Origin of the sequence: Nocardia sp. NPDC049190, assembly GCF_040648115.1 — a bacterium.
GTDB lineage: Bacteria > Actinomycetota > Actinomycetes > Mycobacteriales > Mycobacteriaceae > Nocardia.
Genome location: NZ_JBEZDE010000008.1, coordinates 158,987 through 178,495, shown reverse-complemented (window position 1 = coordinate 178,495; position 19,509 = coordinate 158,987). Strand labels below are relative to the sequence as shown.

At 66.9% G+C, this 19,509-nt stretch carries 18 protein-coding genes; 7 read left to right on the top strand and 11 right to left on the bottom strand.

What is annotated here, in order from left to right; genetic code table 11:
• Position 1 precedes the first annotated feature (1 nt).
• Entirely contained in the window at positions 2–2,122 is a 2,121-nt protein-coding gene (locus AB0B25_RS10165) for an ATP-binding cassette domain-containing protein (protein WP_357176896.1), read from the bottom strand.
• Positions 2,123–2,189: 67 nt separating this feature from the next.
• A complete protein-coding gene (locus AB0B25_RS10160; protein WP_357176895.1) occupies positions 2,190–3,656 on the bottom strand; it encodes an NAD(P)/FAD-dependent oxidoreductase in 1,467 nt (488 codons plus the stop codon).
• Between the two features lie 83 nt (positions 3,657–3,739).
• Between AB0B25_RS10160 and AB0B25_RS10155 the strand changes: the two genes are divergently transcribed.
• Positions 3,740–4,801, top strand: coding sequence for an AraC family transcriptional regulator (locus AB0B25_RS10155; RefSeq protein ID WP_357176894.1), 1,062 nt, complete (start codon positions 3,740–3,742; stop codon positions 4,799–4,801).
• Here the strand turns inward: AB0B25_RS10155 and AB0B25_RS10150 are convergent.
• From AB0B25_RS10150 to AB0B25_RS10140, 3 genes are all read right to left on the bottom strand, one after another.
• The gene (locus AB0B25_RS10150) at positions 4,798–5,475 is read right to left on the bottom strand and encodes a phosphodiesterase (protein ID WP_357176893.1); all 678 of its coding nucleotides are present in this window, start codon (positions 5,473–5,475) and stop codon (positions 4,798–4,800) included. The genes AB0B25_RS10155 and AB0B25_RS10150 overlap by 4 nt on opposite strands.
• Before the next feature lie 68 nt (positions 5,476–5,543).
• Positions 5,544–6,323, bottom strand: coding sequence for a metallophosphoesterase (locus AB0B25_RS10145; protein WP_357176892.1), 780 nt, complete (start codon positions 6,321–6,323; stop codon positions 5,544–5,546).
• 220 nt (positions 6,324–6,543) lie between these two features.
• The gene (locus AB0B25_RS10140) at positions 6,544–6,981 is read right to left on the bottom strand and encodes a MarR family transcriptional regulator (protein ID WP_357176891.1); all 438 of its coding nucleotides are present in this window, start codon (positions 6,979–6,981) and stop codon (positions 6,544–6,546) included.
• A 144-nt stretch (positions 6,982–7,125) separates the two neighbouring features.
• Here AB0B25_RS10140 and AB0B25_RS10135 point away from each other — a divergent pair, with 144 nt between their 5' ends.
• Positions 7,126–7,779, top strand: a complete 654-nt coding sequence (locus AB0B25_RS10135) for a TIGR03086 family metal-binding protein (RefSeq protein WP_357176890.1) — start codon at positions 7,126–7,128, stop codon at positions 7,777–7,779.
• 4 nt (positions 7,780–7,783) lie between these two features.
• On the opposite strand, the gene AB0B25_RS10130 is transcribed toward AB0B25_RS10135, so the two are convergent.
• Both AB0B25_RS10130 and AB0B25_RS10125 read right to left on the bottom strand, forming a co-directional pair.
• Positions 7,784–8,578, bottom strand: coding sequence for an RNA pseudouridine synthase (locus tag AB0B25_RS10130; protein WP_357176889.1), 795 nt, complete (start codon positions 8,576–8,578; stop codon positions 7,784–7,786).
• Positions 8,579–8,620: 42 nt separating this feature from the next.
• The gene (locus AB0B25_RS10125; RefSeq protein ID WP_357176888.1) at positions 8,621–9,628 is read right to left on the bottom strand and encodes an adenylate/guanylate cyclase domain-containing protein; all 1,008 of its coding nucleotides are present in this window, start codon (positions 9,626–9,628) and stop codon (positions 8,621–8,623) included.
• 86 nt (positions 9,629–9,714) lie between these two features.
• On the opposite strand from AB0B25_RS10125, the gene AB0B25_RS10120 reads away from it, so the two are divergent.
• Complete coding sequence (locus AB0B25_RS10120; RefSeq protein WP_357176887.1) at positions 9,715–10,272, top strand: hypothetical protein; 558 nt, start codon at positions 9,715–9,717, stop codon at positions 10,270–10,272.
• Positions 10,273–10,340: 68 nt separating this feature from the next.
• Here AB0B25_RS10120 and AB0B25_RS10115 read toward each other — a convergent pair whose 3' ends face one another.
• The 3 genes from AB0B25_RS10115 to AB0B25_RS10105 form a co-directional block, all read right to left on the bottom strand.
• Entirely contained in the window at positions 10,341–10,919 is a 579-nt protein-coding gene (locus AB0B25_RS10115; protein WP_357176886.1) for a GNAT family N-acetyltransferase, read from the bottom strand.
• Between the two features lie 253 nt (positions 10,920–11,172).
• Positions 11,173–12,345: a histidine decarboxylase gene (locus AB0B25_RS10110; protein WP_357176885.1), complete on the bottom strand. Its 1,173-nt coding sequence runs from the start codon at positions 12,343–12,345 to the stop codon at positions 11,173–11,175.
• A 457-nt stretch (positions 12,346–12,802) separates the two neighbouring features.
• Entirely contained in the window at positions 12,803–12,940 is a 138-nt protein-coding gene (locus AB0B25_RS10105) for a hypothetical protein (RefSeq protein ID WP_357176884.1), read from the bottom strand.
• A gap of 190 nt (positions 12,941–13,130) precedes the next feature.
• Here AB0B25_RS10105 and AB0B25_RS10100 point away from each other — a divergent pair, with 190 nt between their 5' ends.
• Positions 13,131–14,036, top strand: coding sequence for a MurR/RpiR family transcriptional regulator (locus tag AB0B25_RS10100; protein ID WP_357176883.1), 906 nt, complete (start codon positions 13,131–13,133; stop codon positions 14,034–14,036).
• Between the two features lie 15 nt (positions 14,037–14,051).
• Here AB0B25_RS10100 and AB0B25_RS10095 read toward each other — a convergent pair whose 3' ends face one another.
• On the bottom strand, positions 14,052–15,431 hold the full coding sequence (locus AB0B25_RS10095; protein WP_357176882.1) for an amino acid permease: 1,380 nt from the start codon (positions 15,429–15,431) through the stop codon (positions 14,052–14,054).
• Between the two features lie 241 nt (positions 15,432–15,672).
• Here AB0B25_RS10095 and AB0B25_RS10090 point away from each other — a divergent pair, with 241 nt between their 5' ends.
• The 3 genes from AB0B25_RS10090 to AB0B25_RS10080 are packed head-to-tail and all read left to right on the top strand — an operon-like array spanning position 15,673 to position 19,413.
• Positions 15,673–16,446, top strand: a complete 774-nt coding sequence (locus AB0B25_RS10090; protein WP_357176881.1) for an enoyl-CoA hydratase/isomerase family protein — start codon at positions 15,673–15,675, stop codon at positions 16,444–16,446.
• A 2-nt stretch (positions 16,447–16,448) separates the two neighbouring features.
• A complete protein-coding gene (locus tag AB0B25_RS10085; RefSeq protein WP_357176880.1) occupies positions 16,449–18,620 on the top strand; it encodes an acetate--CoA ligase family protein in 2,172 nt (723 codons plus the stop codon).
• Entirely contained in the window at positions 18,613–19,413 is an 801-nt protein-coding gene (locus AB0B25_RS10080) for a crotonase/enoyl-CoA hydratase family protein (protein WP_357176879.1), read from the top strand. Before AB0B25_RS10085 ends, AB0B25_RS10080 begins: the two co-directional genes overlap by 8 nt.
• Positions 19,414–19,509 lie beyond the last annotated feature (96 nt).

Here is a 19,509-nt window from a genome sequence, read left to right as displayed (position 1 = left end):
ATCATCGACCTCCGTGTTCGAGTCGCCACGCGGCGTCGCGGGGGGAGCGCAGCGGCTGGGAATTATTGTGCGGCACAAAACTGTTCGCGACCGATGTGGACTCGTGTACGGACTCGGCCGCGAGCATCCGACCCGACCGCAGATGCACCGTGCGATCGCACACCGCGGTCATGTCCGCCACGTCATGGGAGATGACGATCAGCGTCAGGCCGGAATCTCGCAGCCGCGCAAGAAGTTCGACGATGTCGGCCCGGCCTTCGGGGTCGAGGCCCGCGAGCGGCTCGTCGAGCACGACCACGTGCGGATGGCTCGCCACGATCGCCGCGAGCACCACCCGCTTGGCCTGTCCGCCGCTGAGTTCCTCGATGGAACGCGCGGCCAGAGCCCGGTCCAGTCCCACCGCGTCCAGCGCGCGTCCGACCGCACCCGACCCGGTGGCTCGCCCGCCCCAATCCGCGATCTCCGCGCCGACGGTCTGCTTCTGTAGCTGCAGCCGGGAATGTTGGAAGGCGAGTTCCACACGTCCGATCTGCTTGGCGACCGGCTTGCCGCCGAGTTCGCATCGGCCGGAACTCGGTTCGATCAGTCCGGCCATGATCCAGGCCAGGGTGGATTTGCCCGATCCGTTCCCGCCGACGACGAGCAGCGCCTCGCCGCGCCGGACCGAAAGGTCCACGCCGTGCAGTGCCGGTGCCTCCCAGGGGGTTCCGCGGTTGTAGGTGTGCCGGACGTCATGCAGTTCGAGAATCGTCTCGCCCATCGGCCTTCGCCTGGTGTCGCGCACCGGGTGCGGCCAGGCGGGCAGGTGCTCGACCGACCGTCCGGCGGCCAAGTGCACCACACGGTCGGCCGCGTCGGCGTCAGCCTCGTGGTGGGTTACCAGCACTACGGCCATCGAGTGTCGTTTCGGCAGGTCCGCAAGCAGGTCGACCAGCTCGCGTCGGCCGTCCGGATCGAGCATCGAGGTCGCCTCGTCGGCGATCAACAGGGCGGGGCGCCGGGCCAGCGCCGCGGCGACCGCCAGACGCTGCTGCTGTCCGCCGGACAGCGTGGCGGTCTCCTTCGCGCCCATGCCGCCCAGACCGACCTCGCCGAGCAGCGCATCGACATCCACCTCGTCGGCACGCTCGGTGGGCAATCCCCACACCACGTCATCGGCGACGAGCACGCCCAGGGTCTGGCTCTCCGGCCGCTGCAAGACCAAGGCGGTCCCGCCGAGATGCCCGAGCCCGGCCGACCCGGGCCGCTCGACCGTTCCCGAGGTAGGGGGGAGTCCCGCGAGCAGCCGGGTCAGCGTTGATTTGCCCGATCCGTTGTGACCGACCACCGCGATGAACTCGCCGACCTCGACGGTGAGATCGATGTCGCGCAGCGCGTCCTGCGCTGCCCCTGGATAGCGGAAGCCGGCGCCGCGCAAAGTAGCCGGCAGCGGCGCGATGGGCCGATCGTCGCGCGCCGCGTCGAGCCGATCCCGTCCAGGCAGCCAGACGAGTCGGTCCAACACCGAGCCGAGCACGAACCAGGAGAACACTCCGGTGGCGATCATCCCTAGCGCGACGCTCCCGGCGACCCACACCCACCACCAGCGCAGCGCCGAGTCGGTGAGATCGGCGGCGGCCCGGCCGAGCGGGGCCAACTGCGACTGACGTCCCGCGAGATCCTGAATGCCGCGCGAGGCGTTGCGCATATTGTCGAACAGCAGTTCGCGGGCCGCGGACATCGCCAGCAGTGACCCGATGGCGAACGACGCCCAGACGAGTCCGGTCAGCGTCGACAGTCCGAGCACCGCGACGACGCCGCCGCGTCGCCGCTTGACCGTGCCGATGATCCCGCCCACCGTCGCCGAGGCGACCAACCCGATCGCGGGCGCGACACCCGCCGCGACGAAGGTGACCAGCGTGGCCGCGATGCTCGCGGTGACCAGGGTGCGCAGCCGATGGCGATGCGCGATCAACCCCATCGGCACCGCGGCGACCAGCTGCAACGCGGCCGCGAACGGAACTATCGAGCCAATGGTGACGAGGCCGACGGTCGCGCCCCCCAACACGGCGCCGGTCGCCAGCTCGATCGGACGCAGCGCTCCCCGCGCACCCGGTTCGCCCGCACAGGGCACTTCACTCACGGCACAAGTCTGCCAGTCCGAGGACCACAGCTGGCTGCTGCGAAAGCTTTCGCTGGTGTGCCACGGGTCAGGCGACCGGGGTGAGGGTGTAGGCGGTGGGGTCGAGCTTTCGGACGGATTTGCGGTAGCTGGTCTGCGAGCCGGGCCAGTTGTTGGTGATCCGGCCCGCGGAGTTGCGATACCAGCTGGAGCAGAAGTTCCACGGGGTGCGGGCAAGGCGCTGTTGCAGCGCGGTGTTGAAGGTCGCCTCGCGGTCCGCGCGCACATCGAGGCAGTGGCCGGGGCGCTCGGCGAGCAACTGGACGGCCTGCCGAATGTAGCGGGTCTGCGACTCGATCATGTAGATGATCGAGCCCACTCCGAGGTTGGTGTTCGGACCGTAGACCACGAAGAAGTTGGGGAAATTCGGCACCGAGATGCCGTAATAGGCGTGCGCTCCGTCTGCCCAGGCGTCCGACAGCTTGCGGCCCGCGCTGCCGTAGATGTTCATCGGCCAGAGGAATTCGGTGCCCTTGAATCCCGTGCCGTAGATGAGCACGTCGGTGTCGTGCACGACGCCGTCGGCTGTGCGTACGCCATGCGCCGTGATCTCGGTGATCGCGGTGGTTTCCACGTGCACGTTCGGCTGCGTCAGCGCCGGGTAGTACTCGTTGGAGAACAGCACTCGTTTGCAGCCGACGGGATAGTCCGGGGCGAGTGCCGCCCGCAGCCGCGGATCCTTGACTTGCCTGGCCAGATGCCGGGACGCGATGTGTGTCACCAGCCGCGCGATCGCGGGGACCTCGACCAGTCCGAGTGAGAGGAACTCCGAGATCGACCACCATCCGAACCGCTCGATCAGCAGAGCTCCGGGCACCCGCGCGAACAGGCGATGTTGGATCGGGGAGTACTCGGTATCGAACTTCGGGACCACCCAGGCGGGCGTCCGCTGGAACAGGGTGAGGTGGGCGACCTCGGGCTGGATTTCCGGGATGAACTGGATGGCGCTGGCCCCGGTGCCGATGCAGGCGACGCGTTTGCCGGTGAGGACGACGTCGTGGTCCCATTCCGCCGAGTGGAACGACGGGCCGGTGAAGGTGTCGACGCCGGGGATGCTCGGCATCGCCGGGCGGGACAGCTGGCCCACCGCGGAGATCACGATGTCGACGATCCGGGTGTCGCCGTCGGTGCTGCGCACCGTCCAGCGGCCGGTAGCGTCGTCGAACTCCGCGTCGGTGACGCCGGTGTCGAACCGGATCGTGTCGAGCACGCCGTGGCGTTGGGCGACGTCGCGCAGGTAGTCGTGAATGGCGACCTGTCCGGAGTAGCGCTGCGGCCAGTCCGGTTTGGGCTCGTACGAGAACGAGTACAGCGGTGACGGCACATCGCACGCGGCGCCGGGGTAGGTGTTCTCCCGCCACACCCCGCCGAGGTCCGCGGCGCGCTCCAGGATGGTGATGTCGTCGAAACCGTTGCGTCGCAGTTCGACCGCCATGCTGATGCCGCCGAAGCCGGCGCCGATGATGAGGATCGTCGGCCGATTGCCCGCTGTCATCTCGCGCTCCTCGCTGGACCGTAGATGACTCCACTCTAGGTGCCTTCGACCGTGCTATCGAGAATTTCGGCCATAATGACCGCGTGGAGCGGGCGCAGGATCCGGAAATCCGCGATTGGAACTTTCCGCGCGGTGTCGCGAGCGCGGCGCTGATGGTCGACTACGCGGCCGAGTGCGGCGTGGACACCGCACGCATGCTGCACGCCACCGGGCTCACCGAGCGGCAGCTGCACGACCCCGACGCGCAGATCGACGCGCACGCCGAACTCGCGGTGGTCCGCAATCTCGTCCGAGCGCTGCCGGACCAGCCCGCGCTCGGTGTCGAGGTCGGCCGCCGCTATCGGATCACCACGTTCGGCATCTTCGGCTTCGCGTGCGTCAGCAGCCCGACGCTGGCGGCGGCGATCAGGTTCGCGCTGCGTTTCCTGGACCTGAGTTTCACCTTCTGCCTGCCGGTCGTGGAGTGGGGCGACGGTGAGTTCCTCGCGTGGGTGCACGACGAGTCCGTACCCGTCGACGTGCGGCAGTTCCTGGTCGAGCGGGACGTGACCGCGATGCATCAGGTGATGAGCGACCTGCTCGGTACGCACCTGCCACTGACCAGGGCCGAATTTCGTTTTCCGGTACCTGACCATGCCGACCGGATCGAGCGGATCACGGTGGTGCGGCCGCGATTCGACATGCCGCACAACCTGTTCGCTATCGACCCGGTGCTGCTGAAGCAGCCGTTACCGCAAGCCAATGAACACACCTGGGCGATGTGCCTTGCGCAGTGCCGGGACCTGGTGCACCGGCGTAGGGCTCGCACCGGCATCGCCGCCGAGGTTCGGGAGCGTCTCGTGCCGCGCGGCGGTGTCGACGGATTCATCGCGCCGCCCGGGATCGACGCCGTGGCAAGCGATCTCACTATGAGCACGCGCACCTTGCGTCGGCGCCTCGACGCGGCGGGGACCAGCTATCGTGCCCTGCTGGACGAAGTTCGACGTGCCTTGGCCGAGGAAATGCTCACCGCTACCCCGCTTTCGGTGAGCGACGTCGCCATTCGCCTCGGCTACGCGGAGGCGTCCACGTTCATCTACGCCTTCAAGCGGTGGACCGGAGCTACTCCCGCGGCCTACCGCCGCGAACGCGCAGGCCGTGGTTAGGTCGCTTCGCCGCGTCCCTTCCGACTACCGGTGTATGCCAGTTCGCGGATTCTGCCGATGGCCGGGGGGAACAGCTGAACCTCGGGCGGGCGGTTGAGCATGGGATCGAAATAGTCCGTGCGGTGTTCGGCGGGCTCCTCGTGGCGCAGCGTGAGTTCGGCGATCCGCCGCGACGACGTGCCGATGCCGCTCGCGGTGAGGGTGAAGGTCACCATGTGTTCGCGTAGGTGCGTGTTCATCGCGTCCAGCGACGCCGACCTCGGCTGGCCGGCGTCCGGCTCGGCGAAGAACCAGGTCGGCATGGACTTCCCGACCTGATAGGGCATCAGGGTGCCGTATCGGGCGCTGGCCCAGCCGCGGGCGGGCGTGATCACGAATCGGCTCACCAGCCCGAGGCCGGTCGTGGCCATGGCGAAGTCCCAGGGTTCGTTGTCGCGGTCGAGGACCCGGAACGCGAATCCGAGGACATCGGGCAGACCCGCCGGAATGCCCGCCCCCTTGGACAGTCGCGCGATAACGGCGCGTTCTCCGCTGCCGAAGAGGGGTTCGAATTCGGTCTCCGCGTGCAGTCGGCCGGACAGATGCAGGCCATCGGGATGGAACACCCGCGCGTGCCGGATCCGCGCTCCGGTCGCGAACACGCCTTTCACCAGTGCGGCTGGCAGGTCGACCATGGCGGGACCTCCGTGGTAGACATCGCTGATGTCTCCCGATTGCCCGGCCTTCCGGTGGGTAAACCGGTTCAGTCCGGTTGTACCCCGATCCGTCCGCCCATCGGTACCGTGCGGAAATGGGTTGTCAGGCGGTGGTTCTCATCGATGACGTGCAGGGTGACCGCCGGGTCCGGCGCATAGTCCATGACATGGTCGGGCAGTTCGAGTTCCCAGTCGCCGCCCAGCACCGACGCGGTACTCGGGGCCACCAGCAAGGGGCGCCCGGCGAACATCGTGGTAGCCGCCGAGTGCGCATGCCCGGTGAGCACGCCGATGATACGGTCGTCGCCCGCGACCAGGTCCGCGAACTGCTGCGGGTCGGCGAGCGAGATCTCGTCGACGACCGGGCTGAACAGGTGTGCGGGCGGATGGTGCAACGCGAGCAGGACCGGTTTGCGGTCCGGCGCCGCGGCGAGCACGCCGCGCAGCCAGTCATAGGTCTCGTCGGTGAGCCGGCCGCCGGGCTCGCCGGGGATGCTCGAATCCAGCAGGACGACGGTGAGGTCGCCGACTCGATGGGCGTGGTTGACCGGCGCGTCCGAAGCGGGTTCGCCGAGCAGCGCGGTGCGAAAGCTCGCGCGGTCGTCGTGGTTGCCGGGGATGGCGTACACCGGGATATCGGTGTCGAAGGTGCGCTTGGCCGCGGTGTACTGCTCCGGCGCACCGGACTCGGTGATGTCGCCGGTCACCAGGACGGCGTCCGGCCTGCGACGCAGGTCGGCGAGGAAAGCCATGACCCGCCGCACACGTTCGGCGTTGCGGGTGCCGACATCGAAGTGGGTGTCGCTGACCTGAGCCACCAGGATCATCGGCGTTCACCTTCGCTAGGGGATCGTTTCGTGCGCCGCAGTGTGCTCACGTCGCATCCGTGGCACGTCATCAGGCTAGATGAGCTGCGTCTTCCGCGTCGTTATGAGGCTCGCCACCGAACGGGAGCAGCCCGGTGGTTCAGTGGACGCCGCCATGGCGTTCGGCTGGTCTCGCGGCAACGGGATGCGGGTGCCGCGTCGATGGTGTAGGTGACCGGGTCTACTGCGATTGCTCGGTGACCGCGACAGAGAGGGTGTACAGGGCGCGCAGGAATGCGCGCCGATCCGCGGGGGTGAGCTGCTCGAGTAGTCGATCCTCGTGTGCTTGGATATCGCGCTGCGCGCGATCGCGCAGTGCCCGGCCCGCCTCGGTGAGCGACACCAGGCGGGCGCGGCGGTCGACGGGATCGGCGTCGCGGCCGATGAGTCCGCGCTCTTGGAGTTCGTCGAGCACGCCGATGATGCGGGTTTTGTCCGCGTGGATCTTCTTGGCCAGTGCGGCCTGGGTGTAAACGGGCTCGTCGCCGAGGCCGAGCAGCACTGCGTATCCCCACATGGTCAAACCGTTGCGCTCGAGTATGGGCAGTTCCGCCGCGATGAGGGCACGGCCGAGCGGCGCGATCATCGTGGCGAGATCGGGGCGCTGCACTGCCGACATGAGTAGAAAATACTGCTTGGCATACGATATGCATTTGCTTATGATAAGCAAGCGCTTACTATATGAGCCGAGGGCGTCGGGATTACGGCGGTCTCGGCCACGCCGTTCGGGCAGGGTGCTGCCCCGCATATCGAGAGGACTGACATGACCCTCCATTCCGACAACAGCGCGGTCACCGCTCAGGTGCACGGAGTCGACCCACGGCAAGTCCCGCGTGATCTGGTCGCGCTCGACGCGCAAGCGGTCCGGGTCAGCATCGACGTGGTATCGCACGTCACCGCGGCGGATCTCGCCGAGCCGACGCCTTGTAGGGGCTGGACCCTGCACGGCCTGCTGGCGCACATGATCGCCCAGCACTACGGTTTCGCGGCCGCTTCTCGTGGTGAAGGCGATCCGGCGCTGTGGCAGCCGCGTTTGCTGGGTGCGGATCCGGTGGCGGACTACCGCGCGGCAGCCGAACATGTGCTCGAAGCCTTCGCCGGGGGCGATGTCCTCGATCGGATGTTCCCCCTGCCGGGGGTCGCCAGATCCTTCGAAGTCTCCGGAGCCCAGGCTGTCGGTTTCCACTTCATCGACTACGTCGTGCACTCGTGGGACGTAGCCCGAACTATCGGCCGCGCAGTCGATTTCGACGACGTCCTGCTCGCCGCCGCCCTGCCGATAGCCGAAGCCGTTCCCCGCGGCACGGCGCGTCTGGCCCCCGGATCCCCGTTCGCCCCAGTAGTCGCCTGGTCCGGCGAATCCCCGCTCGACGACATCGTGGCGCTGCTCGGCCGCTCGCCGAACTGGCCGGAATAGTCGCCTAATCGCTGGCGTGGAGCGGTGATTCGTTGTCGGGCAGCAGGGCGGCGGCACGCTCGAGAATCGCTTCCGCGGTGTCCGAATCGGCCGGCACCGGTCGCCAGAAGTCGGGACCAGGTGTCGCTCGTAGCGCCAGTTCCGGTGGTGTGCGCCAGGATGCGGCCAGGCCGAGCTGCCAGGAGTGCAGGTAGGTCCGGTCGTACCGGTCGGACTTGTCGAACAGCGGGTCCCCGACGATCGGGTAGCCGACCCAGGCCAGGTGCACGCGGATCTGGTGGCGACGGCCGGTGATCGGGCGCAGCGCGAGGACAGTGTGTTCGTCGGCGCGGTGGACGGTGGCGAACCGGGTCACCGACGGATAGTTCTTGGCATCGAGCAGGTCGGCCTGGTCGACGAACCACCGGTCCGACTCGTGCCGGATGCGCTCGCGCGGCGCCGCGATCCGCACCCTGTTCTTGCGCCCGATACTCAAGGGGAGATCGATCACGCCGGTGTCCGGAACTCCGGTGGCCGCGACGACGGCCAGGTACGCCTTTTCGGCGGTCTGTTTGTTGAACTGCCTGGTCAGCTCGCCATGCGCGCCGAGTTCCTTGGCGAACAGGATCAGGCCGGAGGTCGCCTTGTCGATCCGGTGCACCGGATACAGCGGCTCGCCCGCCGCGGCCGCGAGTTGCACGATGTCGGTGTCGTGGCGTTCGCCGGTGACGGATATTCCGGCAGGTTTGTGCAACGCCAGAATCGCCGCGTCCTCCTCGACGAGGGAATGCGCGCGCAACTGTGACCAGTCCTTCTCCACCTGGACGAGCCTAGGGGGCCTGGCACGTGCGCGCCGCGGAACCTAGGTGCTCGTGCTGCTGTGGCGCAGCACGTGTGGACGGAGCCGGGTGAAGCCGCGTACTCGGACGCTGCGCAGGTTCTTGATGCTGAACTCCGAATCGTCCGCCAGCGCGTCGGCGGCGATGTCGTCGACCAGCACGGTGCCGGGTTGCGCGACTCCGGTGAGCCGGGACGCGATGTTCACCACCGAGCCGTACAGGTCGCCGAACCGTTGCAGCACCGGACCGTAGGCGAGGGCGACGCGCAGCTCCGGCGTGCCGCCGACCATCATGGTCGACTCCTGGATAGCCAGCGCGATTCGGGCGGCGTCAGCGGCATTCGCCGCGGCGAACATCACTTCGTCGCCGACATTCTTGACCACCCACCCGCCGTTCTCGGTAATGGCGGCAGTGGTGGTGGACTCGAATGCCTCCAGCAGCATGGACAGTTCGTCGGGGTGCAGGTGCCTGGTCAGTCGGGTGTAGCCGACCATGTCGGCGAAGCCGACGGCCAGCTCACGAACCGACTCGCCGGCCGTGGTCGCGGGGTCCAGCGAACGGGACACCGCCGCAGCGAGATGCCGACGCCAGGCGTAGGTGTTCAGCTGCTCCAGCGTGGCGAGGGCGCTCACGGTCGCGGCGCGCACCGTCTCGGCCGGGTCGGCGTCCGGTTCGGCCTCGGCGATACGTCCGGCGACCTCTGCGAGCACCACATCGACCTGCCATTCCGCCAGGCGCGCCATGCCCTGCCCGAGCGTCCGCGCGGTGGCCGCCTGCTGCCGTTTGTCGGCCGAGGACAAGACATTCAGCCGCTGGAAGTTGCCGACCGCGGCGACGTCGGCGTCGGTGTAGTCGATCGCTTCCGCGTCCACGCTGGCGGGGAAACCGAGTGCCATCCACAGCCGCCGGGTCAGTGCCTCGGTTGTCCCGGTCCGCTCGGCGACCTCGGCGCGGTTATACCGTCGCGGTCCGTCCAGCAAACACGACTCCACGACCGACTGCACCAACTCGGAGTTCTCGGTGGGCACCATGATCGGTACATTACGGGCTGGCCTGTCGGTCGCCACGGCATGATCACGGCTTGCGGTCGCCGCGTCGAAGCTGTCAGGCTGCGGTGGTGACGACGGCGCGCAACGCGACATTCAACACCCTGGCCGAGCGATTGATTTCGCTTGGCATGATCTCGACCGATACCGCGCACCGTGTGCTCCGCGACATCGATGAGCTGGACGACGACGGGCTGGACTACGAGCTGGACGACGAAGGCTTGTCGGATGCACTGGAGTGTTTCGGGGTGGCGTTCGGGGTACACAGCGACCAAGTCGACGACCTGGAGGGCAGCTACGAATACCTGTTGCGTGACGCGGCAGCTTGCACCGGCGGGGCCGTCGTCGTCGAGGATGTCGAACTGAGCAGCGACCCGGACGGTGCGGAGATCCTTCGGTTCGTCTGCAACGGCTCGGTTGTCGAATGGTCACTGGAACACGATTTCGACGGCTATTTCGACCAGATGGGCATCCTGGCCAACATCGACGATCTCAATCCGCCCGGTGTGGATGACCACAGGACGTTCCGGTCGGTCGACCTCGATGAGTCGGAGACCAACTATTACGTACTCGTCGACGATGAGCAGGCGCTGGCACTGGTGAATGAGTTGGGGCTGCCCCTCGACTGATGTCTGCACTCGAGGATGGCCTCTCGAAACCTTCGCGCTCGACCGAAGCTGTTGTCTGCATAGTGAATTCACCCGATGCCATCGCCCGTCACCCATACCATTCCGCGCCCGGACTCGGCCGGCGCGCGCTGTTCGCGCGGCACGATCCGATCCAGTCGGTATCCGAGCCGGCGGGGGACCGCAGAACTGCGCGTATTGGCTGCGTCGCAGCGGATCTCGACGCGACTGATCCCGGGCAGACTCAACGCCGTCTCGGTCAGTTTCGCGGCGGACCGGGTGATCACCCCGCGGCCGGTGTGCGCGATGTGGCACCAATAACCGATCTCCAACGTGGCGGGTCCCACTCGGTCGTGTAGGCCGATCGCACCGAGCAGAGTTCCCCTGGAGTCGAAGATGCCATAGTTGAAGCCCTCGTCGGTGGGCCAGTTCGCGCTAGCGGCTTGGTTGAACTCCCGCTGTTGGTCCAGCGTCCTGGGCTCGGTCAACCACGGCATCCATGCGTGGAGGTGGTCGAACGACGCGGTGATCGCCTCGAATTGGGCTACCAGGTCCTGTGACGTCCAGCGGCGGATCAGGATGTCGCCGAGGTCCGCGCGGACAGGCGGCGCAACGTCCGGCGCCAGCGCTCGGGGAAGTCCGGTTTCCATGTCGAGATCGTGGCCCTTGCCCGGCAGATGGACAACACAATATTGCCGCGACCGGAATGGAACCGCGGCATCCCGTGGGCCGTCGGACCGCCGACGCGCAATTGTGACGACTGGAATCTGTAGCTGGTGAAAATCATGCCCCGCAGCCCGAGCCTGGACCCCTCAACTCTGGATGTGGCAGGTGACCCAGCTGGTCAGCCCTCGAGCAGAACCTGTCGGGTCGCGGCGTCGATCCGGTCGATGATCGTCGAGGTCAGCGCAGGCTGAGTTGTGCATCGCGGTGCAGCTCATCGATGATCTGTTCGCTCACGTGGGGCACAGTGACGATATGGGCCAGGCTTCCCTCGGTGGCCAGGTGGTATTTCCTGCAGATCCACTCGGCGGGCCGGTCGAAGACAACGACGATCGATGCCGGATGCAGGGTCGGACGCAGCCCGGCATCGGCCAGTTTCCTGGTCGCGTACTCGGCCATGTCGAGGGCCCGGTGGGCGGTGCGCTCCAGGCCCGCTTTTCCCTTGGCTGCCAAGGCGTACCAGAGCAGCGCGCTGGCCAGTCCGCTGCGGGAGCAGCTGAGGGTGGAGTCGGTGGCCCCGACATACTCGGCGCCGACCGTGGAGTCGATCAGTTCCGCCCGACACAGCGCCAGCGCGCACGGCACAGGCATGCCCAGACCCTTGTGCATGCTTATCGCGACACTGCCGACTTCACGCCGGGCGAAACCCCACGACTCCTGCTCGGCGGTGAACGGCACGATGAGCCCGCTGAGGGCGGCGTCGACATGAACATAGACTCGGCCCGCTGCCGCGCCGGCCCCGATGATCGCGTCGACATCGTCGATCGCACCGGTCATGGTCGTGCCGATCGTCGCAACTACGACTGCGCCTCGGCCCGGGTCGGCACGGCATTCGCGGGCGAGGGCATCGGCGTCGATCCGGCCCTGGTCGTCACAGGCGACGACGACCATTTCCTTGCGCATCAGCCGGGCGCTCTTGTGAATGCTGTAGTGCGCCGCCGCACTGCAGTAGATCCTGGCTTCGGGAAGCAGTGCGCAGCCGCGGTCCAGCCCGAATAGATTGGCCTCACTGCCGCCGCCGGCCACATATCCGTAAACCTGCTGCGGGTCCGCGTTGGCGAGTTCGGCTATGAAGTCGACCACGGAACGCTCCATTGCTTTGGCGTTGACATTTGACTTCTCGTGACTGTCCGGGTCCCCGACATTGTTCACGAAGATGTCGAGCAGACCGGCGAACCTGCTGAAGCTGAAGTCCAGATTGGCTGGGAACCCCAGCACATAGGGTTCGTCTGTCCGCATTTCCGCGATGAAGGTATCGAGCGCCTCGAGCAGGTCCGGCTCGGGGATGGGGAATTGCTCGATCCCGTACTGGCTGGACCGTACTTGGTTTATTCGCATCAACTTGATCGTCAATTCATAGAAGGCTGAGGATGTGGGAGGGTCGGTGCCGACGCGACATCTTCGTGCGGTTTCGGATATCGCTTTTCCGCTGGGCGACCGCACCGCGGAATCCTGCACCGCCGACCTGGTCGGCAGGGGAGTCGATAGGCGTAAAGGACCGATGTCCGGGGATCGGCTTCGAGCGGCCCCGGAATCGGCGAAACTGTCCTGAAGTGTGAAGTGCGGCGTGCCTGGTCGGTGTGCCTCCTGCTTTCACGCCGAACGGCCTGCGCCAATCGAGCTGGTCCGGCCCGGAGTTCCGGGCCTAGGCGCGAACCGAGAAATCGAGACTGGACCGTAGTCTATGAATTGTGCTGGGCTCGAGAAGTCAGCCTTCCCGCTGTCGAGAAGAAAGCCCTGGACGCGTTCACAGTGGCGAGTCGCGCCGACTCGGAAGGGGAAGGACTTTTCCATACGAGGTGAACCGCGATCAGGTCGACAATGCCGCATGTTCGGCGAGCGCCGCCCGCGGAACGTACGGCGTCGTCGGGCCAACGGGTCGACTCCAGTCGCCGCCGTAGCTCACAGCGAGCGCCGCGGCGAACAGCACCTGTACCTCGTCGGACACGTGGACCGGGGTGGATGCAAGGGGAACGGCCGCATCCCGCTATAGCGCGAGGAAAGGGTCTCATCGCTCACTGTTGACATCGTGGCGTGCCCGGCGATCCGTTGGCTGCGCGATCGGCGTAATCGGATAAGTTGGCGTGTAGCGCGGCCTTGGCGAGGTGGACCGCCTGGGGTGGACGGGAGGAGGCTCGGTGGATACGAATGCGGAGACCGCTGCGGGCCCCGCGACCTTCGACGAGCTGGTGATCGAACTCCGTGGTCGGATGGACGCGCTGTCCAGCTCGCATAAGAAGCTCGCGCAGCGAGTGCTGTCGGATCCCGAAGCCGTCGCGTTCATGACCGTCTCCGAACTCGCGAGCGCGGTCGGAGTCAACGAGGCCACGGTTGTTCGCTTTGCCAATGGGTTAGGGTTGAAGGGGTATCCCGGGCTGACCCGTTTGTGCCGGGAACGGCTGCAGGAGCAGGCCCAATTGCTGCGCCGCTTCGACAATCTCGAGCATCTTGCCGCCGAGGGGGCGGGCCTGCGCGAACACACCGTGGCGCTGGATCAGGCCAATATCGCCCGGACGTTCGCGCGCATCGATGACGCGATGTGGGAGTCGGTCGCCGAGCAGCTGGCCCATGCGCCCCGCGTGCATGTGATGGGGTTGCGAAAATGCCACGCGCCCGCGTATCTGCTGAGCTACTTGCTCGGCATGCTGCGTGAGGACGTGTCGACGGTCGATGCCAGCGCCGGATCCCTGACCGACGAACTTCGTCGGGTGCGGGCGGGCGATTGCTTCGTGGCGATGTCGATCCATCGCTACAGCCTCGATACCGTGCGTGCCGCGCAGTGGGCTCGACAGCGTGGTGCGCACGTCATCGCGTTGACCGATACCGCCGTCTCGCCGTTGGCGGTGTCGGCGCACGACACGTTCTACATCGAGGCATCCAGCGCGAGTGTTCTGCGCTCGATGACCGCGTTCACCTCCCTCGCCCAGGCGATGACCGGCGAGGTTGCCCATCTGCTCGGGCATCGGGTGCGCGCGACACTGCTCGAAGAGGAGAAACTGCTGGGCGAGTTCGGCGTCTACGCCTCCGATACCACGGGCGAATAGCGAAGGCGCGCCGACCTATTCCGCCGGCACCAGCGCAACCGCGGTCGTTCGACGCTGATGAATCAGGCCCGCACCGACGGCGATACCGGTGACCGTCAGGGTCAAGGCGAGCGGGGTCCGAGTGTCGGAGGTGGACGCCATCCCGCAGACGATGCCCAGCAGAATCACTCCGACCGCATAGGACAGGTACGGGGCGCCCCACATCTTCACCGGCAGCTCGGCGATCTCCGCCTCGGTCTTGGTGCGGCGTCCGACGATCTGGGTAGCGCAGATGCACAGGTAGACCACGACCGCGATCGCGCCCGAGGAACTGAGCAGGAACGTGAAAACCGCTCCGGTGGGTAAGAAGTAGTTCGCCACCACCGCGAGGAATCCGGCACTCGAGGCCGCGAGCACACCGGCGACCGGCACCCCGGAACGGGCGGTGGTGCCGAGCAGGCGAGGGGCTTCACCGCGCCGCGCCAGCGCGAACAGCATCCGAGAAGACGAGTACAGGCCCGAGTTCAGGCACGACAACACGGCGGTGAGCACGATCAGATTCATGATCGTCTGCACACCCGGAACGCCCAGCAGGTCCAGCACCGCGGCATAGGGGCTCTCGGTGACTTGCGTTGCGTTCCAGGGCAACAGCGTGACGACGACCAGAATGGAGCCGACGTAGAAGACCAGGATGCGTCCGGCGATGCTGCGCATGCTCGCGCGCACCGCCTGGACCGGATCTGTCGCCTCGCCCGCGGCGATCGTCACCAGTTCGGTGCCGAAGTAGGAGAAGAAGACCGTCAACGATGCGACCAGCAAGGGCGCGAGCCCATTCGGGAACAGGCCGCCGTTCCCGAGCAGGTTCGCCGTTCCTGGCGTGTGGAAGTGCGGGAACAGTCCGCAGACCGCGGCGATGCCGATTCCGATGAAGGCAACGATCGCAATCACTTTGATCATGGCGAACCAGAACTCGAAACGGGCGAATGAGGTCACCGCCGCCAGGTTCACGCCGGTCAGTGCGCTCATGAAGATCAGGGAAAACAGCCAGGTCGGCACCGCGGGCAATAGCTGATTGGCGATCGCCGCGCCGGCGATGGCCTCGAAAGCGACGGTGACACACCAGTGATAGGCGTAGACCCAGCCGACCGACAGCCCCGCCCAGGAACCGAGTTCGCGGGAGGCGTAGCTGGAGAACGACCCGGTCTCGGGGCTGGCCGTGGCCAGTTCGGCGAGCATGCGCATCACCAGGATGATGACCAGGCCGGTGAACAGATAGACGAGGACGATGCCCGGTCCGACCGCGGAGATCGCCTTGCCGCTGCCGACGAACAGTCCGGCGCCGATGACCCCGCCGATGCCGATCATCGTCAACTGGCGAGTGTTGATGCTGTGCTGCAGATTCCCTGAGGTGGGCACGATGCCTTCTTCCGTGGCTGTGGGCTGTGACCCAGATAACTGATTGTGTGTCATGAAACACGGTCGGCACGGCGTGAGCAATAGATTTTGCATAGACGTTACGTAATGCAATTTCTATGGCATAGTGTGGGGACGGGCCGTGACCGGGTGGACCCGGCCGCGGCGGCCGCGGTGGCTCGCGATCGACTGATCCGCCTGCTCCGCACCGTATTTCCCATGCCGGAAGAAGAAGTGAGGCCCCATGTCGACTGTGCTGGTCAACAGATCCGGTTCTGTCGCGACACTTGCGCTCAACCGCCCAGAACGCCTGAACGCGGTCAATGAGGAGCTGTATCGCGTGCTGATCGTCGAACTGGTTGCCGCCGACTCCGATCCAGATATCCGCTGTGTCGTTCTCACCGGCACCGGACGGGCATTCTGTGTCGGCGCCGACCTGAAGGCGCACAAGTCGGGCGCCAGGACTCCCGCCGAGCAGGCGCGCTACCTCGACCTCGGTCAGCGCGCCTGCGAACAGATCCAGACGATGGGAACGCCGGTGGTGGCGGCGGTCAATGGCTACGCCCTAGGGGCCGGCGCCGAACTGGCGGTGAGCGCGGACTTCCTCGTCATGGCCGAGGACGCGCAGATGGGCTTCCCCGAGGTGAGCATCGGCACCTTTGTCGGCGGGGGTGTGACCAACCGCCTTCCGCGCCTGGTCGGCCTGCGTCGCGCCACGGACCTGCTGATTCTCGGGGACCGATTCACCGGCAAGGAGGCACTCGACTGGGGACTGGCGCATTCCGTGGCAGCCACCGACCTGCTGCTCGAGTCGGCCAACGAGCTGGCCGAAACCCTCTCGGCGAAGGCGCCGCTGGCAGTGGCCCGGATGAAAGCGGCACTGCGCCGCAACGATCCACTCGATGTCGCGTTCGCCACCGAGCCGCGGGAGCTTCTCGAATTGATGGCGACCAGGGACTGGGCCGAGGGCGTCGCCGCGTTCGCCGAACGCCGCGCCCCCACTTTCGAAGGAAAGTAGGCATGACCAGCATCGCCGAGCGCGGATTCGGTCGCGACACCTCCGCTCGCACCGCATTGGAGCGGCTGTTGGACCCGCATTCCATCGCTATCGTCGGCGCGTCGGCCAATGTGGCCAAGCGAGGGTTCCACGCCATTCGCGCTCTCCAGCAATCCGGCTACGCCCATCCCATCTACCCGGTCAACCCGACGGCGATGCAGATCCTCGGCCTCGATGTGTACTCGTCGATCGATCGGCTTCCCTACGGTGTCGACGTCGCGCTGATCGCGCTGCCCGCGGCCGCCGTTCCCGACACGCTGCGTCGATGCTCCGCCGCCGGCATCGCCGGAGCTGTCGTGCTGGCCAACGGTTTCGGCGAGCTCGGGGACGCCGGCGCCGAACTCGCCGCCGCGCTGTCGACGGTGATCGCGCAAACCGGCATCAGGGTCATCGGACCCAATACCTCGGGCCTGATCAACGTCTCCTCGGGTGCGAATCTGGTTGGTCTCCACGGCGTTCCGCCCGGTCCGATCAGTGTGATCACGCAGAGCGGGAACATGCTGCTCTCGCTGGTCAACGACGATCGCGCGATCAGAGGCCCCGGTTTCCATGCCTATGTGGGGCTGGGTAACCAGGCCGACGTCCGCTACGACGAATGCCTCACCGAACTGGCCGGCCACCCGGGCACCGGCGTGGTGGCGATCCATTCCGAAGGATTCATCGACGGCCGATCGTTCCTGGTCGCCGCCGCACGCGCGGTACCGGATACGCCGGTCGCCGTGTTGCGCGGCGGACGTTCGGAAGTCGGCCGCCGCGCCGCGTGCTCGCACACCGGCTCGATCGCCGGGTCGGACGCGGTGGCGACGGCGGTGCTGCGGCAGGCAGGAGTGGAACTGATCGAGCGCTCGGACGAGCTCGCGGTCGTCGCAGGCGCCCTCGCCACCTGTGCTCCGATCGCCCAGGGGTGCAAAGTCGCGATACTCAGCGATGGCGGTGGCCACGCGACGCTGGCCGCCGATGCCCTTGCCGCTCGCGGCATCGAACTGGCCGGGCTCGGTGCGCAGACTCGGCTGCGGCTACGACAACTGCTCGGCGACGCCGCTGCGGTGACCGATCCGGTGGATGTGGCGGGCGCTACCGACACCGATCCGATGGTGTTCGTCGACGCCGCCGACGTGCTCATGCGTGATCCCGAGGTCGGCCTGGTGCTGATCATCGGCCTCTACGGCGGCTACCACCTGCGATTCGACCCCGGGCTACGTGAGATCGAGGACGCTGCGGCCGCCCGCTTGCTCGAGCTCGTCACCGAGCGCCGCGTCCCCCTGCTGATTCAGAGCTGTTACGCCGGCGCCGAGATAGCCAATCACGACCGCCTACGGGCAGGTGGCGTCCCGGTACTCGCTTCGATTGATCACGCCGTGCGGGCCGTGGTCGCGTTGGAGCGGCGCGGACGCAGGCTGGCCGATGCCGCGCAGCGCTCCTCGCTGGTCCTGCCGCTTCCCGCCCCACCCGTGTCGGGATCGGGACTTCTCGATGAACCGACCGCACGGCGGGTGGTCGAGGACGCCGGATTCGACGTCGGCGCCTGGAGCTTCGCGGCTACCGTCACGGAGGTGGTCGCGGCCGTCGCCGACTATCAACGTCCCTGTGCGCTGAAGGTCGTTTCCGCGCAGGTGATCCACAAGTCCGACGTCGGCGGGGTCCGGCTCGGCGTGGTGGCCGCCGACGCCGCTCGACATGCCCAGGCGATCATCGATTCCGTTCGAACCCACGTGCCCGAAGCCCATATCGATGGAATCATCGTCGCTCCGATGGCCGATGCCGGGGTCGAGCTGCTCGTCGGTGCGACGCGCGATCCGATCTTCGGACCGGTGGTGGCCTTCGGGAGCGGCGGAGTGATGGTCGAGGCATGGCAGGATGTCGCATTCCGGGCCGCGCCGTTCACCGAGTTGGAGGCGTACGAGATGATCGGCGAGACGATCGCCTCCCGCATGCTCGACGGCTACCGCCATCTCCCTGCGGTGGACCGCCAGCAGCTGGCCCGATTCCTCGTGCGCGTCGGCGATTTCGTGGCCGCCCACCCGGAGATAGCCGACATCGATCTCAACCCCGTCATCGCCTCGAGGTCCGGAACGGTTCCGGTCGATATCCGGATCGTAGTGTCAGAGGAAACCCCTGGAGGTGGCCATGAGTGAACCGATCCTGATCGACCGCAGTGGTGATGTCGTCGTGTGGACGCTGAACAATCCCGCGGCGCGCAACCCCCTCTCCGAATCCGACACCATCGCCGCTATCGAGGACGCGGTGACGGCAGCCAATCGCGACCACAGCCTGCGGGCGGCGATTCTCACCGGCGCCGGGTCGGCGTTCTCGTCCGGCGGCAATGTCAAACACATGCGCGATCGGGCCGGAATGTTCGGCGGCACACCGGCGCAGCTGCGTCAGGGGTACCGGCACGGCATCCAGCGCATCCCGAAAGCCTTGTACCACTGCGAGATTCCCACCATCGCCGCGGTCAACGGACCGGCCATCGGCGCGGGCTGCGATCTCGCGCTGATGTGCGATATGCGTATCGCCGCCAGCACCGCGGCATTCGCCGAGAGCTTCATCAAGGTCGGCATCATTCCCGGTGACGGCGGCGCCTGGCTGCTGCCGCGGGCGATCGGCATGGCCAGAGCCTGTGAGATGGCCTTCACCGGTGAACCGATCGACGCGCAGACCGCGCTCGAATGGGGCATGGTCTCCCAGGTCGTCGAACCCGACGTCCTGCTCGACGCGGCCCACCGGCTCGCCGCCCGGGTGTCCGCCAACCCGCCGCACGTGCTGCGAATGACCAAGCGACTGCTGCGCGAGGGTCAGCAGCAGAGTCTGGAAAGTCTCTTGGAACTGTCCGCGGCGATGCAGGCGATCGCCCATCACACCGACGATCACCGCGAGGCCGTCGCGGCAATGCTGGAGCGCAGACCGCCCGACTTCACCGGCCGATGAGCCGAGGGATACTGCCGGTCGACAGAAGACGGCGTTCGACCTCACCCTCGAGGTGCCGGTCCGGATCGTCTTGTTTCCACGACCGCGTCCGTGACA

Coding starts and splice junctions, on each gene's coding strand:
- AB0B25_RS10160 (WP_357176895.1), bottom strand. CDS start 3,656: ATGACAGCGGGCAATCGGCCGACGATCCTCATCATCGGCGCCGGCTTC.
- AB0B25_RS10150 (WP_357176893.1), bottom strand. CDS start 5,475: ATGGTCGACCTGCCAGCCGCACTGGTGAAAGGCGTGTTCGCGACCGGA.
- AB0B25_RS10145 (WP_357176892.1), bottom strand. CDS start 6,323: ATGATCCTGGTGGCTCAGGTCAGCGACACCCACTTCGATGTCGGCACC.
- AB0B25_RS10140 (WP_357176891.1), bottom strand. CDS start 6,981: ATGTCGGCAGTGCAGCGCCCCGATCTCGCCACGATGATCGCGCCGCTC.
- AB0B25_RS10135 (WP_357176890.1), top strand. CDS start 7,126: ATGACCCTCCATTCCGACAACAGCGCGGTCACCGCTCAGGTGCACGGA.
- AB0B25_RS10125 (WP_357176888.1), bottom strand. CDS start 9,628: ATGGTGCCCACCGAGAACTCCGAGTTGGTGCAGTCGGTCGTGGAGTCG.
- AB0B25_RS10115 (WP_357176886.1), bottom strand. CDS start 10,919: ATGGAAACCGGACTTCCCCGAGCGCTGGCGCCGGACGTTGCGCCGCCT.
- AB0B25_RS10090 (WP_357176881.1), top strand. CDS start 15,673: ATGTCGACTGTGCTGGTCAACAGATCCGGTTCTGTCGCGACACTTGCG.
- AB0B25_RS10085 (WP_357176880.1), top strand. CDS start 16,449: ATGACCAGCATCGCCGAGCGCGGATTCGGTCGCGACACCTCCGCTCGC.
- AB0B25_RS10080 (WP_357176879.1), top strand. CDS start 18,613: ATGAGTGAACCGATCCTGATCGACCGCAGTGGTGATGTCGTCGTGTGG.